Source organism: Chitinophaga sp. 30R24 (assembly GCF_049056765.1).
Taxonomy (GTDB): domain Bacteria; phylum Bacteroidota; class Bacteroidia; order Chitinophagales; family Chitinophagaceae; genus Chitinophaga.
This window is the reverse complement of the sequence record NZ_JBJGXX010000004.1, coordinates 282,965-303,995: the sequence shown is the minus strand read 5'-3', so window position 1 is coordinate 303,995 and position 21,031 is coordinate 282,965. Positions and strand designations below refer to the sequence as shown.

Below are 21,031 nucleotides of genomic sequence, written 5' to 3'. Positions count from 1 at the left end.
GATATTTATTATATAGGGTTAAATAATGCTACATACAAACACACACATAAGGTTATCAGCACCATTGATAATAATGGCCTTCGGCAAACAATATATCCTTAAACGTTATAACTGAAACATTTCGCTGACACGGGGATACTACTTCTTCATACAAATGAACCAACATAAGGGATAACGCTCAGTACTTACACGGCGTAAATATATATTTTTTTATTACTGCAATGTTAAATATGATGCAATGATCGGTGTGATAAGAGGATTTAAAATAAGTCTTCTTCCGTAAAATGCCGACCGTGACAGTCTTCCCTTAATGGGCACCCATTGCAGCTTTTTTATCAAAATGAAAAATTGCCGCTCAAAATTACTTTTGAGACACTCTCGTTTTTTATACCACCAGTCAACGGTCAAATTGCCCCGGACGGGTTACACAAAATTCTTTACCCAATATTTGCTTCACGAATGTTTCCGGCGAAGTCCCTAGAAAGTGCTGAAAGTCTTTGATAAGGTGACTCTGGTCGTGGTAACCAAAATCGTAGATCAGATCAAACCAATTGATCTGCGCTCCTGAATACTGTTCTATGCTGCGGATCACCTGTTTAAACCGCAGGAAACGCAATAATTCCTTGGGGGAATACCCTACATATTTTTTAAACCGGAGTTGTATAGTGCGTTCCGAAAGACCGGCGTCTGCCGCAATTGCCTTTACTGGTTGCAACAATGAATCATTAAAATAAGCGGAACCTTCCCGTAATAATTTCGCTGCCGAATCTGCTTCACGGTTGAATGTTTGTACATACTCCTGCAGCACCTGTACCCGTTCTTCCTGATTGGAAATTCTGCTCAATACTTCCCACAGCTCATTACTGCAGGCAGTGGGCATTAATATATCCGGATGATGCACCTGGTTGCTGTTCAAACTGTCTACTGCTACCTGAAACAGCCGATAAAACCCATCCAGGTTAAATACAGTAATCAGCATATCAGTAGCTGGCAACACCTCATAGTTCAGCATCTTCTTTAATGGGCCGAGCAAGGCTATTTTCCCTATCAAGATACTGCCTGGCGGGTCGGCGGCAAAGGAAGCCCTTACCGGAGAGCCAAAATTGAAGACCAGCATCATTTCATAATTAGGCGAAAGATGCGCTATAGTGGCCACAAAATCGGACGAGGATTGTATTGCATAAAAATGTTTTACAATTTCCGAGAGTGGCGGCGTTACTTCAAAGTGTCTGCCTGTTAATGCCATATGGAAAGCGTGTTATTCTATCTTATCTAAATCTTCTTCCCGAAACCCCCATTCTTCCAATAACTGGTCGTATTGCGCTGATGGTAAACCTGGTTGTTTATAATGCCCTAATAACGTTTTCTGACGCATCGCCTCATAAATACTAACAGCACATGCCACTGAAATATTTAATGAACGGATAATGCCCATCTGCGGAATAAGAAAATGCCCATCTGCCAATGCCCTGATCTCTTCGCTCACCCCATTCTGTTCATTGCCAAATACCAAGGCCACAGAACCGCTGAAGTCAATGTCGTATAAACTGATAGCACCTGCTGCCAGATGGGTAGTAAATATCTTGTCGTATTTTTTGCGGAGCGCCGTTACACAATCTGCCACATTATCAAACTGGTGAACAGTGAGCCATCGCTCTGCGCTGCTACTGCTCCGGTGCCCCCATTTTTTGCGGCGAGGCGCCAGGGTAGTGATAATATAAATATCCTGTATGCCCACCGCATCGCAGGTACGCATTACTGCGGCTACATTATGCGGGTCTTGTACATCTTCCAATACTACGGTTAAATTAGCCTGTCTTCTATTTAACGTAGACAGTAATCGGTCTCTTCTTTCTGGTGTCATAAACTGAATATTAACACGAAAATACGAAATAGTACAGAGATCATTTTTAGCCTCTGCATTATGCTTATCTTCACTTTAAATATTCTAAACCTATGCTGAAAAAGATCCTAAAAATTGTGGGCATCACAATATTGGTCTTGGTACTCACTGCTGTAGCTATCCCTTATTTCTTTAAGGATAAGATAATAGCCAAAATAAAAACGGAGCTGAATAAACACTTAACAGCCCATGTAGATTTTAAAACGGTAGACATTAGTCTGTTCCGACATTTTCCCCGCCTGGCTGTAGGTTTGGAAGACCTGCAGATAACAGGCACCGGCAACTTTGCAACAGATACCCTCCTATCTGTTAAACAAATAGATGTAGCGCTTAATCTGATGAGCGTTATAAAGGGAGATAAAATGGACATCTATCACATCTCTCTTTCGCAGCCACGCATACACGCTATTATTAGCCAGGATGGCAGCGCCAACTGGAACATCCTCCAGCCAGACACTGTAGCCGCCCAGCCTGCAGACACTGCCAAGAGCAGTTTTGCCCTGAGCCTGCAGCAGTATCGTATCGATGATGCCTGGATTCATTATGAAGACCGGCAAGGCAACATGGAAATGCTGATCACCGGATTAACCCATCAAGGCCAGGGAGATTTCACGCAAGACAACTTCCTGCTGCAAACTACTACCACAGCAGCAGGCGTTACATTCCGGTATGGACCGGTTCCTTACCTGTCTCAGGTAAAAACCAAACTGGACGCCACTATCCAGGTAGATAATAACACCAATACCTATACGTTTAAGGATGGAAAAGCATCGCTTAATCATCTGGAGCTGGCACTACAAGGTTTCTTCCGGCTGGTCAACGATTCTACCTACGGCATGGGCCTGAGCTTCAATGCGCCTGCCACCCATTTCAAAGAATTACTATCACTGGTACCCGCTGTATACCAGACTGATTTCGATAAAATAAAAACCAGCGGCGACGCGGCTTTCAATGGTTTTGTAAAAGGTAATTATTCACCGGTGCAAATGCCCGCTTTTGGAATAAACCTATTAGTAAAAAATGGTTTCTTCCAATATCCCGATCTGCCCAAGCCGGTAAAAAATATTCAGATATCCATGAAGGTTAGCAATCCTGACGGCATTCCGGATCATACCATCATAGATATGCCTACCGGACATCTGGAAATGGATAATACCCCGCTGGATCTCCGCCTGCTGGTAAAAACACCAATATCCGACCTATATGTAGACGCAGCCGCCAAAGGGAAACTGGACCTCTCTAAACTTACCCAATTCGTAAAACTGGATGCCAGCACCCACCTCACCGGCTTACTTGATGCCGACATCAGCGCCAAAGGGCATATGAGTGCCATTCAACAGCAACATTACGATCAGTTCTATGCCAGCGGTTCCCTGCAATTGAGCGATATGTTGTACAAGAGCAAAGATTACCCAGACGGCGTTAAGGTTAATCATCTCTTCCTGCAATTCAACCCAAAAAATGTAACGGTAAAAGACCTGAACGGACAATACCTGGGCACCAATTTCACCGCCGATGGTGAAGTAAATAACCTGATCGCCTATACGTTTAAAAATGAACCACTGGACGGGCAATTGCATTTCAAAGCAGACGAGATCAACCTGGATAAATGGATGGGCGCCAGCACTGCAAATGCAGCCAGCACCTCTTCTCCCGGCAAGGATACTACTACGTCTGCGCCTTTCGCCGTGCCAGCCAACCTGAATATATCGTTGCAGGCGAACGTAGATAAAGTACATTACGATAAAGTAGATTTAGCCAATGTGTCTGGCAACCTGCTGGTAAAAGAAGAGACCGTAACAATGCAACAATTGAAAACCAATGCCCTGCAAGGCACTATGGAAATCAATGGCAGCTATAGCACCAAAGCCAGCAAAACAAATCCTGATATTAACCTGGCCTATAACGTGCAAAACCTGGATGTACAACAAACATTTAATGCATTTAATACCATACAACAGCTGATGCCTATCGGTAAATTCCTGTCTGGCAAGATCTCTTCCCAGCTAACTATGCATGGCAAACTGGGAAAAGACATGACGCCCGAATTAAATACCCTTACCGGTGATGGCAACCTGCTGCTGATAGAAGGTTTCCTGAAACAGTTTGCACCGGTAGACCAGCTCGCCAGCTCACTGAACGTAGCACAACTGAAAGATTTGTCGCTCCGCGACATTAAGAGCTATTTTACCTTCGAAAACGGACGCGTAAAAATAAATCCCTTTAAAGTAACGGCAAACGGCATACGAATGGATATTGCAGGTTCCCATGGCATCGATCAATCCTTAGATTATACCTTGCAACTGGCATTGCCCCGCAGCCTTATGGGCGCTGCCGGCAATAACCTGGTGAATAACCTGGCGGCACAGGCCCAAAGCAAAGGCATCCCGGTAAACCTGGACGACAGCGTACACCTGCAGATCCTGATGGCTGGTAACCTCCTGAAACCCAGCATCAAAACAGATCTGCGGGAAGCAGCCTCTAACCTGAAATCCCAGGCTACCGAACTGGTAAAGAATAAAATAGATACCGTAAAAAATACGGTAAAAGACAGCCTTAACCAGATCAAGAATACCGCCGTTAACAACCTGAAAAACGAACTGAAAAACCAGCTTACCGGCAAGAAAGATACTACTGCAACCGTTTCTTCCGGCAAACCACTGGAAAACGTAGGTAAACAGGCTGGCGAATCGGTAAAAAATACCCTCAAGAATCTCTTTGGCAAGAAAAAGGGAGCGGATAGCACCCAACATTAATCACTTTCTGCCAGGTAGTGGCATACCGCTGCCTGGCAGAAAAATATCCACCCCATCCTGGTGTTTTTTCGTAACTTACTATACAATATAAAACCCCGGATCATGTTGTTAAGTTTCCTCCAGTCCACTTACTGCAATGCAGCGATATTTGCCGGCGCGTTATTCTTCCTCATCGGTTTCCTGATCCATCGTTTTCCGCCTAAAAGCACAAGGTCGTGGTATGGCTACCGCAGTTTCCTATCCACTAAAAATGCCGAGATGTGGCAGGCTGCCAATGAGTATGCCGCCTTTATTTCCCGGCGTGTAGGCATTATCCTGATGCTCACAGGCATTATCTGCGCCCTGCTTTTCAACCGGCAAACAGACTGGTTCCTGTACATTACCGTAGGGGCGGTGGCCGCCGGTATCATGTATATTGTAGGCGATACAGAGTGGGAACTTACCCGGCATTTCGATAAAGACGGGAAACGCATCCTCCACGACAAAAGCATAAAAGCATAAAACAAAACAGGAAAGGCGCTGCTACTGCAACGCCTTCCTGTGTATGTACAATTATAAACCCTTCTTAATTATCTCTGGCTCATCTTTTCAGCAAATCCATCATATAAATTATCCTATCAGCAGCACCGCATTCATCACATTTGAATGTCATGTTCTCCCACAGATTGATAGTTTTCTTTCATTTGACGAAGTTTATCTTTACCATAAGCCAAACGAGTGATCACCACATACAATACCGGCACAATAAAGATAGCCAGGAAAGTAGCCGTGAACATACCACCCAATACCGTCCAACCCATAGTTTTACGGGCTTCCGCACCTGCGCCAGAAGAGAACACCAATGGCATAATACCCAGCAGGAAGGCCATGGAAGTCATGATAATCGGGCGTAAACGCAACTTAGCTGCCTCTACCGCGGCGGTTACCAGGTCCATTCCCCTGTCCACACGTTCCTTCGCAAATTCCACGATCAGGATCGCATTCTTCGCAGACAAACCGATCAGCGTAATCAACCCAATCTGGGCGTATACGTTATTACTCAGTTTAGGCAGAAAAGTGAGCACCGTAATGGCACCAAAAGCGCCAATAGGCACTGCCAGCAATACAGAGAACGGTACAGACCAGCTCTCGTACAGCGCCGCCAGGAAGAGGAATACGAAGATGATGGATAACGTAAAGATATACACGGTTTTAGAACCAGAGAGGATCTCTTCACGGCTTAACGCAGAAAACTCATACCCATAGCCTTCCGGCAGCGTTTCAGCAGCTACTTCCTTCAGGGCCCTGATAGCGTCGCCACTACTATAACCGGGAGCAGGATTACCATTCACTTCCGCCGAACGGAACAGGTTATAGTGGGCAATCACTGGCGCAGTTTCAATCACTTTATAAGAAGTGAGTGCGCTGAGTGGCACCATAGTACCCGACGCATTGCGCACAAATAGCTGGTTCAGGTTTTTAATATCACCACGGTAAGTAGAGTCTGCCTGTGTTACCACACGGAAGTTACGGCCATAGATGGTGAAATCGTTGATATAGGCGCTACCCATGTAAGTTTGCAGGGTAGAAGCGATATCTGATATTTTCACGCCCATTTTCTTTGCCTTTTCACGGTCTATATCCAACTGGTAGCTGGGAGTACGGGCTGTAAAGAAGGAGAAAGCCTTAGCAATTTCCGGGCGTTTGTTAGCCGCTGCCAAAAAGCCCTGTAGCACGCCTTCAAAAGCTTTGATCTCACCTGCGCCCTTTTGTTCCAATATAATGGAGAAACCGGCGGTTTGCCCCAAACCTGGGATCGCTGGCGGCGGAATTACAACTACGCTGGCTTCTTTATACTTCGCTAATTTTTTTGTGATAGTAGCTACCATGCCGAAGATCTGCAGGGAATCCGGTTTACGTTCATCCCATGGTTTCAACGAACAGAAGATAGTAGCACTGTTGGATTTAGTAGCAAAGTTCACTGCATTCAAACCGCCCAGGGCAGCGTAGTGCTGGATACCAGGCACTTCGTCCAGGTCTTTCATCATCGATTGCATCACCTGTACAGTACGTTCTGTAGAAGAAGATTCCGGCAAGTCGAAGGTAATGATCAAACGGCCTTCATCTTCTGTAGGAATAAATCCGGTAGGCTTGCTCTTGAATAACATCAACGTACCTACGAAAATACAGATCAGTATAACCACCACCAGGCGGAACAACTGGATACTTTTTTTCACGCCAAGAGAGTAGCGGGAAGTAGTATGTCCGAACCAGTGATTGAATTTAAAAAAGAATTTATTCAACCCTTTAGAATCCTTATCCAGGTGCATAGGCCGGAGCAAGAGGATACACAGCGCCGGTGTTAACGACAACGCTACAAAAGCGGAGATCATTACAGAAATCGCGATGGTGATCGCAAACTGCTGGTACAAACGGCCTACGATACCGGGGATAAACCCTACCGGCACAAATACCGCTGCCAGAATCAGGGCGATGGCAATTACCGGTCCGGAGATCTCCTTCATAGCTTGTGCCGTAGCATCCCTTGGCGTCATCTTCCCATGATCTATATTATGCTGCACAGCCTCTACCACCACAATGGCGTCGTCTACCACAATACCGATAGCCAGTACAAAACCGAACAGGGTTAAGGTATTGATTGTAAATCCTAGTGGGATAAAAAAGATGAACGTAGCAATAATGGATACCGGGATAGCGAGTACAGGGATGAGGGTAGCGCGCCAGCTCTGGAGGAACAAGAACACCACAATCACCACCAGTATCAGCGCTTCCACGAGCGTATGCACCACTTCTTCTATAGATACTTTTACTACGGATACAGACTCGAAAGGCACCACGTAATCCACATCCTGCGGGAACTGCTTTTTCAGCTCATCCATAGCAGCCATTACGTTAGCGGCCGTTTCGATCGCATTACTGCCCGGAGCCTGGTACACCAACAGATAGGCGGCACGTTTACCATCTACGAAGTTGTTACCGGCATAGTTGAATTTACCCAGCTCTACACGGGCTACATCTTTCAGGTATACCAATGATCCATCAGTAGGGCGGGTTTTTACAACAACATTGCCGAATTCTTCCGGTGTAGTTAAACGTCCTTTGGTGAAGATGCTATACTCGAAAGTTTGTCCGGTTTGTTGGGGTGGGGCGCCCACAGAACCAGCGGTGATCTGTGCATTCTGTTCGGCAAGGGCTGCACGGATATCATCGGCGGTAACGCCCATTTCCGCCAGCTTGTCTGGTTTCAGCCAGATACGCATACTGAAATCATCTGCACGGGTAAAGATATCACCCACACCTTTCGCCCTCAGCAATGCATCCTTTACGTATATGTTGGTATAGTTGTCGAGGAAGGTAATATTATGCGAGCCCTTGGGAGAGTACAGGGCTACCAGCATCAGGATGCTGGGATTACGCTTTCTAACGGTTAAACCTAAACGCTGTACCTCCTGCGGGAGAGTAGGTTGTGCGATACCCACACGGTTCTGCACATCCAGCGCAGCATTGTTGATGTCGGTACCTACTTCAAAGTTTACCGTCATACTCATTTGCCCGCTGCTGGTGTTGCTGGTGTTGATATAAGTCATACCAGGCGTACCATTCACCTGCACTTCCACTGGAGTGGCCACGGTTTGCTCCACCGTTTGCGCATCCGCGCCGGTATAGGTACCCGTTACCTGTACCGTGGGGGGCGAGATCTCCGGATACTGGCCAATGGCCAGGTTCATCATCGCTAATATTCCCACCAGTACCAGCACAATAGATATTACTATGGCTGTTACGGGTCGTTTTATAAAAGTATCTGCAATCATGATCTTCTGCTGTTGATTCTACTGATAAACTATTTTATCGCAGACGCGCCATTGGGTGCGCCTGGCATTCCTATCTGTATTTTGCCGCCATCGCGCAAACGCTGGAAGCCTTCTGTAATCACCTTATCGCCGGCTTCAATGCCGTCCATGATCACAATCTTATCCCCAAGCTTAGGTCCGAGATGCACTTTCTGCTGGGCAGCTACAGTATCTTTTGCCACAAACACAAAGTATTCGCCCATTTGCTCTGTAATTGCTTTGTAAGGTACAATCAACCGGTCTCCGGACTGGTCGTTCAGTACGCGCATAACGCAGCTCATTCCATCTTTCAGCTGATCGCTAGGATTATCAAACTCCACCCGTATACGTGTGGTAGCAGTTTGGTGATCCACACCACGATCGATGGCCAGGATCTTGCCACTATGCGTATAGGCAGTGCCGTTAGATAACTGCAACCGGAACGTAGAGTCGCTACCTTTAGTTTGCAAACCAGCGTAACGGGGAAGATCATTTTCTGTGATCACGAAATCCACGCCAATCGGATTTTCGCTGGACATAGTATTGAGCAGGGTGCTGCCAGGACTTACCTGTGCGCCCAACTTCACCTGGGAAATGCCAATACGGCCGGTAAACGGCGCTTTGATCAGAGCATAGTCGAGATCAGTGCGTACAGCAACGAGATTAGCTTCTGCAGCAGCCAGTGAGCTACGGGAAGTTTCCAGGGTAGCCTTGGCATTATCCAGGATCTGACGGGCTACCGCATCCAGTTCTGCCAGGCGCTCGTAGCGGTCGTTGTCTTTCTTCGCCCTATCAAAACTGGCTTTGGCGCTGGCCACATTGGCCTGTGCCTGCAAATAGGCCGCTTCATACTTACGGCGGTCTATTTCATACAAGGGTTTACCTTTCTCTACAATCTGACCTTCTTTAAAAAAGATACCGGTGATATAACCGGATACCTGGGCGCGCAGCTCCACCTGATTCAGTGCAACTACAGTGGCAGGATATTTATCGTAATAAACAGCCGGTGCTACGGTTGCCTCCGTAATATTTACCGGTGTAGGAGGCATAACTGGCGCTCCCTGCTGGGCAGGCCCTTTACAGGCAGTAAAGCCCAGGATACTGGCAGTGCTGAGTAATACAATGTTGTTCAATTTTTTCATATCCGTTCCGGTTACCATTTAATAATTAACAGTTAATGTTCCCAATGCTTTTTCCAGATCTATCTTACTAGACAATACCTGGTACATAGAGTTATAGAAGTTAAGTTGCGCGCTGCGCAGGTCTGTTTCGGCGATCAGCACATCCAGGTAAGTTTTGATACCTTCTTTATACTGCAGCTGTAACATATCATATACATCTTTCGCCATCTGCACATTGTCTTTCAGTGTGAGATAGTCGTTGTAGTTACTCTTGTAAGTAGACATAGCCTGTACATACTGGGAATTGATCTGACTTTCGAGGGCTGCAAAATCCCATTGTGTGCGCTGCAGTTGCAAGGTGGCTATCTTAATATTATGCACCCGTTTTCCACCCTGGAAAATTGGCAATGATAATTTAAGACCCAGTAAGGAGTTGGGATAGTCTGTGCTGTATAACTTGCTGAACTGTTCATTTTGCCAGGCAAATGCGTAGTTCACAAATGCAGATACCGTAGGCAAATAGCTCCATTTGTTATATTTCAAGTTGGCTTGCAACAGGCTTTGCTGAGTTTCGAGCAACTGATACTCTATACGGTTCTTGTAATTGGCCTGCAACAGGGTATCTTCGCCGGTTACCTGCGATTCCATAGCGCCAGCATCATGTACCAGGGGCACATCGCCGGAATTAGCCGGATATCCCATCAGTTGCTTCAGGTAAGCCTGTTTGGCGTTAAGCAGCTCACGGGCAGATTTTTGTTGTGCGCGGGCATTGTTCAAAGAAATGGTAGCGCGTTTGGCATCTGTTTTATCCACTATACCATTGGCGTACTGGTTATTGGCATCTTTGAGGCTGCGCTCTAACCGGGTAATGTCTTCGTTCAATACTTTAATCTGTTCTGTAGTAAGCAACACATCATAAAAGGCTTTGCTTACATCGGCCACCAGGTCTATCTGATTGCTAACGGTAACTTGTCGGCTCTGTTTTCGTACGTCCTTTGCCGTATTAGTAGCCAACAACAGATCGCGGGTAAACAAGTTCTGGTTCAGTGAAAACTGTGCAGTGGAGGTATTAGCCACACCTACTTTGGTAGCGTTGCCACCAAAAATAGAGGTAGGCAGTTCCATGTAGTGCTGGATGTTATAGTCCAGGTTGATTTGTGGATACCAGTCGGCCAACTTGCTTTTCACTGTTCCATCGGTAATTGCTTCATCAATCTGTGATTGTTTGATCACTGGTTGATGATAGATGGCATACCTGATACACTCCTGCAAAGAAGCGGTGACTAACAGGGAGTCCGAAGATTGCTGCGCAAACAGTTGCGGGGAGAAAAACGCCCCACACGTCACAGCCAGGAAATAAAATGCTCTTTTCATAAAAGGCTTTTGACATTCAGTTCATCATTGTACCAATCGAAAGAAAATAACGTCAGCATAGTAAAAACAGGATAGTTCCTAATGGCATAGCATTATTGTTCTTCATGTAGATATATAGGTATAGACTACATATCAGTTTTTATTATTACAAAAACGTGTTTCAGCCGTAACTCCTGTTATAATAAACAGGCGGGTTGATAGAGAGTTGGTGATTCAAGATCATCCAGAACTTTAAACAGCACGGCATCCAAGCGGGTTCCGTTCCGGGTTTCTGAACACGTATAACAGCGAAGTAGGTTAAACAACAAATACTCTGTTGCCTTAGGTAAATTCGATTCGGGCGCTAAGATAGTGTTATGAAAACAAAAATCCACTCTTTTGAGTGGATTTTAACAATTAAGTGAAATTCAGGACCAGTTATCCTTTATTACGGCCGCTGAAAATATGCTTTTCTGCATGATAGGAAGATCTTACTAACGGGCCAGACTCTACATAATCGATACCCATATTATAACCAATTTCCCTCAGTTCTGCGAATTCGTCTGGATGTACAAAGCGCGCTACTGGCAGATGTTTAGGAGTAGGCTGCAGGTATTGTCCGAGCGTTACTACATCGCAACCATTGTCGTAGAGGTCTTGCATGGCCTGCACCACTTCTTCTTTGGTTTCTCCCAGTCCCAGCATGATACCGCTTTTGGTACGCATTCCACCTTCTTTAAGGCGGCGGATGACTTCTAGGCTGCGGTGGTATTTAGCCTGTATTCTTACCTGTTTGGTTAAGCGTTCTACCGTTTCCAGATTATGGGATACGATTTCGGGCGCTACATCGATGATACGCTGCAGGTTTTCCCACTGGCCCCGGAAATCGGGGATCAGGGTTTCCATGGTGGTTTCCGGATTCAGGGCCCTTACCGCATTGATGGTATTAGCCCAGATGATGGAACCGCCATCTTTTAGTTCATCTCTGTCTACAGAGGTGATCACCGCATGTTTTACTTTCATCAGGTAGATAGCTTCCGCTACACGCTGTGGCTCATCGAAATCCACTGCTTCCGGACGGCCGGTAGCTACGGCGCAAAATCCGCAACTACGGGTACAGATATTTCCCAGGATCATGAAAGTAGCGGTGCCGGCTCCCCAGCATTCACCCATATTGGGGCAATTACCACTTTCGCAGATCGTATGTAATTTATGGGTGTCTACCAGGTTACGAACCTGCTTGTAGTTTTCGCCTATCGGTAATTTAACGCGCAGCCAATCAGGCTTTTTTACTCTTGTGGTAGCCGGTTCGGCGGCTATTACGGGTAGTTCTTGCATCGCTTATTCCTTTCTTTAGAAGAGCAAAGTTAACACTTATCTCTTATTCCATCGCTTTCCGAATTGTATGCTAACATATCCATTGAAAAAGAACTGCTTATTAGGGTCTGCTCCGTTTACGGGTACCATAATAGGTATCTTTTTGGTATATATCTCCGCATTTACCCCTACTTCCAGGGCGCTCACCACCTCGTTGAAGTGGGCCCAATCGAACCGTAGCCCCAGTCTGCCGTGCAATCCGGGCACCACGCTAAGCTCTCCCCAGCCCTTTCCAAAACCGCCTGCACCATTGATCTTTTCTTTGGCCAGGAACTTATCCGGGTTGGAAGGGTCATATTTAATATCCACATTTTCCCCGCTATCGTCTTCTGTATTTACATAATAAGGCTTTAACAAACCGATAGACAAGCCACCATAATAGATCCCATCTACTTCTACCCCATTCTTATTAGCTTTGCCTCCAATGAGATAACGTTGCCCAATACCCAGCTTAGCCTGGTAAAAATTATTTTGCTTGCCATATATAAATGGCCGCTGGGTAAAAGAATAGTCTCCACTTTCTTTCACCTCTTTATTACTCTTCTTCTCTGCAAATTCGAACTGGAAGTAGTTCACCTTCTTCCGCGTTTTACGGTAGCCCAATTCCACAAAACCAGACCAGCCGTCTGTATTTAACCTGCCGCCCAAAGAGAAATCACGCTGGAAAACATTTTCCCCTTCTTCCTGTTCACGGAAAATAGAGATCCTTTTCAGTTTACGCTGTTCTTTGTCGCTCTTCTTACTTTGCTGCGTGGTAGTGGATTGTGCAAACAAACCGCCGGATACCGATGCCAAAAACAGGATTAAGTATATTTTTTTCACAGTGGGCTTATTATGATAATAATAAATAAACGCTTTATCAAAGGTATTGTTATGTATATATTACAAACGTAGCTAATTTTTTTTTAGTTTACCAGGGACGCTTTTTCTGGAAAGATGCTATTCTTGAAAATACCTTTAAATTTACAGCATCGATTATAAATAAAATATCATGCAAACGGCTTCTATCATTTATACAGGCGAATTACGCACCACTGCTACGCATCTGCAATCAGGTACTGTTATTGAAACAGACGCACCGGTAGACAATAACGGGAAAGGAGAAAGGTTTTCACCCACCGACATCGTAGCCAGCGCACTGGGTTCCTGCATGCTCACCATTATGGGCATCAAGGCCAGAGATAACCAGTGGCCTATAGAGGGCACTAAAGTGAGCATCCAAAAAATTATGGGTACAGACCCCCGCCGTATTACCGGCGTAAAAGTAATTTTCGATTTCCCCGCCGGCCATAACCTGGGCGAAAAAGAAAGAACTATTCTGGAAAGGGCGGCGCTTACCTGTCCGGTAGCACATAGCCTGCACCCAGACATAGCACAGGATGTAACATTTAACTGGTAGTACAGCGAGCGGCTGGCTACCAGCAGTTAGCTGCTATTTAGCGGCTATCACCTATAAACTAGTAGCTAATAGCTTAGTGCCAATTGCACAATACAGGCATCTCTTCTCATCACAGTAGTGTTGTTTTAATTGCAACAATGCCTGTGATTCCATTGCATTTTCCTGCTCCACGCCCAATTGCGTCCAGCTATTGGTGATCCGGTTCTTTTCCGGAGGCAGTTGCTGCAGGAAGTGCAGCGCTTTTTCCTGGTAATATTTAAGATTTTTCTGCTGGCCATACAAAAATAGTAACGGCAATACCGTGTTGATCAGGATACTGTGCACCGCCTGTTTGCCCGGACGCTGGGTAGCTGCTACCTCTTGCCCAAAACGGTAATGGGTATGCCAATATACCGATGGTTGCACGAAAAATAATCGCTCCAGCTCTGCTATACTGCCTGCTTCCAGTAAGCGGGAAAACAAATGGGCTGTGTTTGCCTGCAAAGCGGCAAATACGGCAATCCGGATGGTAGGAAAAGCGGCAGGGCGCATACGCAGCCAATTCCAGTAATGTGGCGGCAGGGGGCTAAGCCGGTACTTATGCCGCAGGTAAGCAAATATTTCCTGGAGTTGCAGCGCATAAGCATCGGCAGGTAATCCGTTAAGCATACCTGCCTGCCCAAATAACAGCGCCTCCAATTGTAAGGGTTGCTGACGGTGGCGCAGCAACAAAGTATAGGAAAGCGATTGCGCCAGTTGTAAAAATGGCAGCGCATTTACCGGTGTGCCTAAGCTTTGGGCCACGGCCCAATAACATACTTCTTCCCAATTATACTGGTTACCTTGCAACCAGGCGCGGAAACCACCAATCTTGCGTTCCCAGCGTTCTGCCAGCAACCGTTCTTTCCAGCTAAGCCAGGTAAGCGACGGCACCCGGGCAGCATGCGCCTCACAGGCTACAAAGGGCGCATGCTGCCGTAATTGCTCGTACCGTTGCAATAACAATTTAGGAATATGGTGCTGCAGTTCCAGACAGGGCGCCCCATTAATACGGGCGGCGGGCATATCCTGTACAAATACTACGTGCAGGATAATACGATCGTACTGCCGGTTGTGTTGGTGCCCATGCCGGTACCAATCGGATGTTTTCAGATGCAATTCCACCTGCCCTATCCACAAAGTACCGCCTATCCTGATCCGGGCAGCCGTAAAATCCGGGCCGCTACAATAATTCTGTACACCGGGATATAAGATCTGTACAGATTCTCCTGAAGTAGTAAAAAGATGATCCTGCTGAAATAAACGGCAGGCCCAAATATGCTGGAATAGCTCTTCTGAGAGCAACGGGTTAACAAACATAAAGGCATGGTTGGGTATTGAAATAATATCTATCAAATATAATAAAACCCCTGCTGAAAAAAATAAAATACAACTTCAATTTGGAAATCTGATAAAAGTGATATTAACTTTGCGCCAGTTCTTACACATCACTTATCCAGAAAGGCGGAGGGACTTGGCCCTGCGATGCCTTAGCAACCTTTCCTGATTCATGATCAGGAAAAAGGTGCTAATTCCTGCCCCGGTGCAAATCGGGGAAAGATAAGTTGGCAGAGATTATTCTTCACTGATATATATATCTTTCTAAAAGAGCTCTTCCAACAATCGGAAGAGCTTTTTTTATGCCCCTTCCCCACCTCCTTTTATGGATTTGAGTTGTTTAAGTTGATCTTTAATGATAAAGTTGTAGCAGAAATTTGCGCGCATTGCATATCATTAAAAATAATTTATAACATGAAAACAGCCACACAACTGATTCATAGCATCCCGGTAGACGAACTGACAGGCGCCATTTCTGTGCCTATCTATCAAACCTCCACCTTTGTGCAGGAATCACCTGGTATTAATAAAGGCTTTGAGTTTTCGAGGGCCAACAACCCTACCAGGAAAGTACTGGAAGACCTGATCTGCAGCCTGGAAGAAGGGTTTGCCGGTTTTGCCTTCGCCAGTGGTATGTCTGCTATAGATGCAGTATTGAAGCTGTTAAAAACCGGCGATGAGATTATGGCCGTGGAAGATACCTATGGTGGCATCTTCCAGATCTTTAACCACATGTTTGAACGTTTTGGCATCAAGGTAAATTTTGTGGATACCAGCAATCTTGATAAAGTATTGGCGGCCATTACGCCCAATACCCGCGTGATCTGGCTGGAATCTCCCACCAATCCTACCTTACGCGTATCGGATATTAAGTCGATCAGCAAAATTGCCAAACAACATAATATCCTGCTGGTGGCAGACAACACTTTGTGCACGCCATTGATGCAGCAACCACTTACCCTGGGCGCCGACATCGTTATCCACAGCGCCTCCAAATACCTCTCCGGCCATTGCGACGTGATAGCCGGTTTGGTAGTGGTGAACTCTAAAACATTGGCCGACCAAATACGGTATAACCAAAACATCTCCGGTAGTATCCTCAGTCCGTTTGAGGCCTGGCTCACGATCCGGGGCATAGAAACACTTTGCCTGCGGCTGGAAAAACAATGCAGCAATGCCAGCGCCATCGCTAACTGGCTGGCTGCCCACCCCGCCATCGACAAAGTATATTATCCCGGCCTGGCAACCCATAAAAATCATCACATCGCCCGTAAACAACAGAAAAATTACGGCGCGCTGGTCAGCTTTTCCCTGAAAAGCGACAATATCAAAAACGCGATCCGCATCGTTAATGCCACCAAACTATTTAAACTGGCAGAAAGCTTTGGCGGCGTTAAAAGCATGTTAGCCCATCCGGCTACCATGACACATCGCAATATCCCGGAAGAATTCCGGCGCAAAACAGGTTTGCAGGACTCCTGCATACGTTTATCCATCGGCATTGAAGATGTCGAAGACCTGATCAACGACCTGAAACAAGCGCTAGACAAGCTGAATCTTCCGGCTGGCAAGCAAATCACTGTTTTACAATAGGCTTTTGCCCGGAAGGCTGACAGCCAACGGTTAAAAGCTCAAAAAAGAAGTATGGAAAATAAGATCATCAATTTAGGCATTTTCGGATTTGGCGTCGTAGGTCAGGGACTCTATGAAGTTTTGAACAGAACCAAAGGTATTAATGCACGCATCAAAAAAATCTGTATTAAAGATCCTAATAAATCAAGACCTATAGACAGTAGCTATTTTACTACCGACAAAAATGAGATCCTCGAAGATCCTACCATCGACGTTGTAGTAGAACTGATCAACGACACAGAAGCTGCCTTTGAAATTGTAAGCACTGCCCTCCGCAACGGAAAAGCTGTGGTAAGCGCCAGCAAACGCATGATCGCTGAAAACCTGCCGGCACTATACCAACTGCAGGCAGAAAATAAAGTTCCATTCCTCTACGAAGCCTCCAGCTGCGCCAGTATTCCCATTATCCGTAACCTGGAAGAATACTACGACAATGACTTACTCAACGCTGTAGAAGGTATCTGTAACGGATCTACCAACTACATCCTTACCAAAATATTTGAAGAAAACCTCAGCTTCCAAACCGCCTTACAACAGGCGCAGGAACTGGGTTTCGCAGAAACCGACCCCACACTCGATATCGAAGGTTACGATCCTAAATTCAAAATCGTGATCCTCTTGCTCCATGCTTTCGGTACTTTCGTGAAACCGGAAGAAGTGTTCAACTTCGGTATCCACCACCTGAACGACTTTGATATACAATTCGCGAAACAACGGAATTCTACTATTAAACTGATTGCCCAATGCCGCCGGCAAAACGGACATGTATTCTCCTATGTACTGCCACACCTGATCAAGGAACATAACCTGCTCTATGATGTATACAATGAATACAATGGCATCCTGCTGGAAAGCGCATTTACCGATAAACAATTCTTTGTAGGTAAAGGTGCCGGCGGTACCGCTACCGGTAGCGCCGTATTGTCCGACATCTCCGCCCTGTTGTACAACTACCGCTACGAATACAAAAAAATCAAACAAAATAATCAACCCAGCTTTACCAACGATGTAAAACTGCAAGTGTACCTCCGCTACAAAACACCCGACCAGGTAGATCTCGCAGAGTTCTTTAACATCTCTGAAAAATACGAGTCCAAAGAATGGCGCTATGTAGTAGGTACGATTAACTTACAAAAACTGAAAGAAGCAAACTGGCTGAAAAATAAAGACGTTAATATTCTCGTACTGGAATAAATTAATTGTACTCAACATAAGCAAAAACCAATCAAAAACGGCGCAGTTCCCTGCGCCGTAAATGCTTTAGCAATCATATCAGCTATCAGCTGCCAGTTAATGCCAATAGTTCTTCCACCACCCTGCTCACTGGCAAGCCCATTACATTATAAAAACAACCATTAATACTATCTATGCCCACAGCTCCTATCCATTCCTGTATAGCATAAGCGCCCGCCTTATCAAAAGGCTCGAAATGATCCACATAATAAGTGATCTGTTCCGGAGTAAGCGGCTTAAAGTGTACGGAAGTGATCTTAGAGAATGCCGTTTCCTGATCGCCCTGCTGGATCACTACACCAGTAATAACCTGGTGTTCCCTGCCACTGAGCCTTGAGAGAATGGCAATAGCATCTTCCCGGTTTTTAGGCTTACCAATAATCGTTTCGCCCAACACTACAACGGTATCTGCGGCAATAATAATATCATCGGGTGCACAGAGCGAACGCACCGCCGCCGCCTTTTCACGGGCAATATATACCGGTATTTCAGGGATATCCAGACCTGGTGGGTAAATTTCTTCCGTAGCTACTACCTTTACTTCAAAGGGGATGCCCGCCTGCTCCAGCAATTGCTTTCTGCGTGGCGACTGCGAAGCCAATATGACAGGTTTATTTGTATACATCTTTATTATAAATAAAATTTAAAAAATATCATGGATAGTATACCAGTCAACATAACCAGTTTTACCAGAGAACTTACCTTATGGTAATGCTGCGGCAAACTGGATTTTTTCAGTAAAATATATATGTAAGCACAGGGCAACTGTACAAAGAAGAACAAATAAGCAATAGCCACATACCAATCCAGTAGCCATACCCGGATTTCTACTAGGAAGATAATGATCACCAATGCCAGCAACAACACATTACACAAGCGTTTGGCAGCCAATACCCCCCAGGCAATCGGCAGGGTGCGACAGCCATCTTTACTATCGCCCATCATATCTTCTAGATCTTTCACTATTTCCCGGACCATGGAGATAAGAAAAGCAAACAGCGCATATACGCCAATAATCTGGATCAGCTTGCGGCCAGTGGGCGACAGGATCGCTTCAAAACTGTGGTAGATCTGTTTCTCATAAAATCCTACTACTACTACCGACAAGGCAGTCAATAGAGAGATCACCACATTGCCGATCAATACCTGTCTTTTAAAAGAAGTAGAATAAAACCACAACAACAAAGAGCAGAGCACCTGGGTAAAGCCCAGGTAAAACTGACCGATTTCCCAGGCTACCAGGAAGCCTAGCGACACGCCGGCCAGGTTCAGTATAGTATGCCAGGCCATGGCCCAGCGGCGGCTGATCACTTTGTCCAATACCATTTTATCCGGCTTGTTGATAATATCAATGTTAATATCAAAATAATCATTGATAATATAACCTGCTGCCGCTACCAGGATAGTAGACAAGCTAAGTAATATAAATTGGGGAACAGGCAGTGAGGGAACTTCGCCGGAATTGCGTAATACCGGATCTACTACACAATACTGCAGCAGGAATTGGGTAAGGGCAATGTATACCAGGTTTGGGTACCTAACCAGCTTTAAAAATGCGGCCCAGCGTTTCATAGTTTTTCTCTTTTTATTATTTCGATGCAATACCTTCGTCCATTAACCAATGGCCGTTCAGTTTCAGTACTTTTTCTATTATTTCCCTTACGCAGCCGTGGCCACCGGGTAATGGAGATATGTACCTGGATATACTTTTTATTTCCGCTGCCGCATCTGCCGGGCAAGTAGGCAAGCCCACCAATTGCATAGGCTGGTAATCCGGAATATCATCTCCCATATACAGGATCTCCTCCCAGCGCAAATCGTGCTCAAACACGTAGTCCTGCAACTTTTCCTGTTTATTGTGTATGCCGGTGTAGATATCTTTTATGCCCAGCCCCTGTAACCTGCTCACTACGCTCTCCGATTTCCCTCCGGAAATGATCACCACCCGGTAACCTTTCTTCACAGCTAATTGCAAGGCATAGCCATCTTTTATATTCATCCTGCGCGACATTTCCCCACCAGGGAGCAATTGTAGTGTGCCATCCGTTAATACACCATCCACATCCAGCACAAATGTGGTAATAGATTTAAATAAAGCCAATACGTTCATAGGGCCAAAAATAGGGATCATTCCCGACTTTTTTGTTTTGCCGGGCTGTAGCTGGCAATAACACTTTACAAAAAAATAATATCACCGGTGATAGAATTGGTAAATAGCGTCGGAGATCACCTGGTATACCAGTTGCAAATATTCATCACCTGCCAGCAACTCACGGTGCAGGCTCATGGTAGTTTCATCCTGTCGTAACGCAGGACCCGTTTGCACAGATTCTGGCGGATATTTCTCCAACCGGTCGAAAGTCTCCTTTATGATAGGATGCAGCAGGGAAAAATCCAGGTGCTCCCTTTCGCAGTAGGCCTTAGCCTGGGCGATGAGATGATTAGTGAAGTTATTGCACAGTACCGCTGCCAGATGGTACTTAAGCCGTTGCTCGGAAGTAGCAACGGCAACACTGCTGGAAATGCCTTGGGCGAGGGCCTGCAAGCGTTTGAGTACCTCGTCGTTGCTGGCTTCCAGCATAACAGGAATAGGCGGATAGTTCTTTACTTCCTTGCGGATAGACTGTAATGGGTATACAACCCCTGTATTAATGGATATCCGGGAAATGGCACTCATTGGCACAGCGCCTGCAGTATGGGCTACCATACGCTTGCCCAGGCGTAGCTGGTCATTTAATTCCGCGATAGCGGTATCGCTCACTGCCAGCAGGTACACGTCTGCATCCAGGGCAATGTCCAGCAGATCGTCTGTATAAGTTGCATTCAGCGTTTCAGCCAGTTCCCGCGCGTGCGATAGGGTACGGCTTACAATCTGCTTAACCTGATGACCATGTAACTTTAAGAGGTGTCCGAAACAATGGGCCACATTTCCAGTGCCGATAATTACTATATCCATTATATATATATTGTTAATTGGTTATTTCTGATACCCGTCTTTTCGTTAACAAGCAGTTTCCCGTTTCACAAGTATCAATTAAATATCTAAATAACCCAATAACTAATATACGGGT

The 21,031-nt window shown here is 45.7% G+C and carries 17 protein-coding genes and 1 riboswitch; of the genes, 5 read left to right on the top strand and 12 right to left on the bottom strand.

What is annotated here, in order from left to right:
- Positions 1-397: 397 nt before the first annotated feature.
- A complete protein-coding gene (locus ACDQ55_RS13275) occupies positions 398-1,246 on the bottom strand; it encodes a helix-turn-helix domain-containing protein (RefSeq protein ID WP_420981881.1) in 849 nt (282 codons plus the stop codon).
- A gap of 12 nt (positions 1,247-1,258) precedes the next feature.
- Positions 1,259-1,864, bottom strand: coding sequence for a TrmH family RNA methyltransferase (locus ACDQ55_RS13270; RefSeq protein WP_420981880.1), 606 nt, complete (start codon positions 1,862-1,864; stop codon positions 1,259-1,261).
- 92 nt (positions 1,865-1,956) lie between these two features.
- Between ACDQ55_RS13270 and ACDQ55_RS13265 the strand changes: the two genes are divergently transcribed.
- Both ACDQ55_RS13265 and ACDQ55_RS13260 read left to right on the top strand, forming a co-directional pair.
- The gene (locus ACDQ55_RS13265) at positions 1,957-4,659 is read left to right on the top strand and encodes an AsmA family protein (RefSeq protein ID WP_420981879.1); all 2,703 of its coding nucleotides are present in this window, start codon (positions 1,957-1,959) and stop codon (positions 4,657-4,659) included.
- 102 nt (positions 4,660-4,761) lie between these two features.
- On the top strand, positions 4,762-5,160 hold the full coding sequence (locus ACDQ55_RS13260) for an SdpI family protein (RefSeq protein WP_420981878.1): 399 nt from the start codon (positions 4,762-4,764) through the stop codon (positions 5,158-5,160).
- A gap of 134 nt (positions 5,161-5,294) precedes the next feature.
- Here the strand turns inward: ACDQ55_RS13260 and ACDQ55_RS13255 are convergent, their stop codons facing one another.
- The 5 genes from ACDQ55_RS13255 to ACDQ55_RS13235 form a co-directional block, all read right to left on the bottom strand.
- Positions 5,295-8,471 carry an efflux RND transporter permease subunit gene (locus ACDQ55_RS13255; RefSeq protein WP_420981877.1) on the bottom strand — a complete coding sequence of 1,059 codons (3,177 nt, stop codon included), beginning with the start codon at positions 8,469-8,471 and terminating at the stop codon, positions 5,295-5,297.
- A 29-nt stretch (positions 8,472-8,500) separates the two neighbouring features.
- Positions 8,501-9,631, bottom strand: coding sequence for an efflux RND transporter periplasmic adaptor subunit (locus tag ACDQ55_RS13250; RefSeq protein ID WP_420981876.1), 1,131 nt, complete (start codon positions 9,629-9,631; stop codon positions 8,501-8,503).
- Positions 9,632-9,649: 18 nt separating this feature from the next.
- Entirely contained in the window at positions 9,650-10,984 is a 1,335-nt protein-coding gene (locus tag ACDQ55_RS13245) for a TolC family protein (RefSeq protein ID WP_420981875.1), read from the bottom strand.
- Between the two features lie 417 nt (positions 10,985-11,401).
- Positions 11,402-12,301 (bottom strand): lipoyl synthase, encoded by a 900-nt coding sequence (gene lipA / locus ACDQ55_RS13240; protein WP_420981874.1) that lies wholly within the window; start codon positions 12,299-12,301, stop codon positions 11,402-11,404.
- 36 nt (positions 12,302-12,337) lie between these two features.
- On the bottom strand, positions 12,338-13,162 hold the full coding sequence (locus ACDQ55_RS13235) for a hypothetical protein (RefSeq protein WP_420981873.1): 825 nt from the start codon (positions 13,160-13,162) through the stop codon (positions 12,338-12,340).
- Between the two features lie 169 nt (positions 13,163-13,331).
- Between ACDQ55_RS13235 and ACDQ55_RS13230 the strand changes: the two genes are divergently transcribed.
- Entirely contained in the window at positions 13,332-13,739 is a 408-nt protein-coding gene (locus tag ACDQ55_RS13230) for an OsmC family protein (protein WP_420981872.1), read from the top strand.
- 51 nt (positions 13,740-13,790) lie between these two features.
- Here the strand turns inward: ACDQ55_RS13230 and ACDQ55_RS13225 are convergent, their stop codons facing one another.
- Positions 13,791-15,077, bottom strand: a complete 1,287-nt coding sequence (locus ACDQ55_RS13225; RefSeq protein WP_420981871.1) for a DUF2851 family protein — start codon at positions 15,075-15,077, stop codon at positions 13,791-13,793.
- Between the two features lie 129 nt (positions 15,078-15,206).
- Positions 15,207-15,324, top strand: a riboswitch (SAM riboswitch).
- Between the two features lie 185 nt (positions 15,325-15,509).
- Between ACDQ55_RS13225 and ACDQ55_RS13220 the strand changes: the two genes are divergently transcribed.
- Positions 15,510-16,688, top strand: a complete 1,179-nt coding sequence (locus ACDQ55_RS13220) for a trans-sulfuration enzyme family protein (protein ID WP_420981870.1) — start codon at positions 15,510-15,512, stop codon at positions 16,686-16,688.
- 51 nt (positions 16,689-16,739) lie between these two features.
- Positions 16,740-17,921 (top strand): homoserine dehydrogenase, encoded by a 1,182-nt coding sequence (locus tag ACDQ55_RS13215; RefSeq protein ID WP_420981869.1) that lies wholly within the window; start codon positions 16,740-16,742, stop codon positions 17,919-17,921.
- 85 nt (positions 17,922-18,006) lie between these two features.
- Here the strand turns inward: ACDQ55_RS13215 and ACDQ55_RS13210 are convergent, their stop codons facing one another.
- Genes ACDQ55_RS13210 through ACDQ55_RS13195 form a run of 4 tightly spaced genes read right to left on the bottom strand, consistent with a single transcriptional unit; the run spans position 18,007 to position 20,916 of the window.
- A complete protein-coding gene (locus ACDQ55_RS13210; RefSeq protein ID WP_420981868.1) occupies positions 18,007-18,585 on the bottom strand; it encodes a Maf family nucleotide pyrophosphatase in 579 nt (192 codons plus the stop codon).
- A 5-nt stretch (positions 18,586-18,590) separates the two neighbouring features.
- A complete protein-coding gene (locus ACDQ55_RS13205; protein WP_420981867.1) occupies positions 18,591-19,562 on the bottom strand; it encodes a geranylgeranylglycerol-phosphate geranylgeranyltransferase in 972 nt (323 codons plus the stop codon).
- The gene (locus ACDQ55_RS13200; protein ID WP_420981866.1) at positions 19,549-20,091 is read right to left on the bottom strand and encodes a KdsC family phosphatase; all 543 of its coding nucleotides are present in this window, start codon (positions 20,089-20,091) and stop codon (positions 19,549-19,551) included. The genes ACDQ55_RS13205 and ACDQ55_RS13200 overlap by 14 nt, the downstream gene beginning before the upstream one ends.
- Positions 20,092-20,151: 60 nt before the next feature.
- Complete coding sequence (locus ACDQ55_RS13195) at positions 20,152-20,916, bottom strand: Rossmann-like and DUF2520 domain-containing protein (protein WP_420981865.1); 765 nt, start codon at positions 20,914-20,916, stop codon at positions 20,152-20,154.
- Between the last annotated feature and the right edge of the window lie 115 nt (positions 20,917-21,031).